At 54.9% G+C, this 503-nt stretch carries 2 protein-coding genes; both read left to right on the plus strand.

All coding sequences use genetic code 11. The features are described from left to right. Positions 1 to 274: phage tail protein (locus HP552_RS00480; RefSeq protein ID WP_175393832.1), on the plus strand; the 274-nt coding region annotated here is incomplete at its 5' end. Then, on the plus strand, positions 271 to 503 hold a 233-nt coding region (gpU, locus tag HP552_RS00485), incomplete at its 3' end, for a phage tail terminator protein (RefSeq protein ID WP_217506272.1). The genes HP552_RS00480 and gpU, both read left to right, overlap by 4 nt.

Here is a 503-nt window from a genome sequence, read left to right on the forward strand (position 1 = left end):
GCGTTCATCCCTGAAAGGTGGCGGCAGCGTGCTTGTGGTGGGTAACCGTCGTATTCCCGGCGCGTTTATTCAGCAACTGAAAAATGGCCGGTGGCATGTCATGCAGCGTGTGGCTGGGAAAAACCGTTACCCCATTGATGTGGTGAAAATCCCGATGGCGGTGCCGCTGACCACGGCGTTTAAACAAAATATTGAGCGGATACGGCGTGAACGTCTTCCGAAAGAGCTGGGCTATGCGCTGCAGCATCAACTGAGGATGGTAATAAAGCGATGAAACATACTGAACTCCGTGCAGCCGTACTGGATGCACTGGAGAAGCATGACACCGGGGCGACGTTTTTTGATGGTCGCCCCGCTGTTTTTGATGAGGCGGATTTTCCGGCAGTTGCCGTTTATCTCACCGGCGCTGAATACACGGGCGAAGAGCTGGACAGCGATACCTGGCAGGCGGAGCTGCATATCGAAGTTTTCCTGCCTGCTCAGGTGCCGGATTCAGAGCTGGA

The sequence above is a fragment of the Paenibacillus xylanilyticus genome, from assembly GCF_013359935.1.
GTDB lineage: Bacteria > Bacillota > Bacilli > Paenibacillales > Paenibacillaceae > Paenibacillus > Paenibacillus xylanilyticus.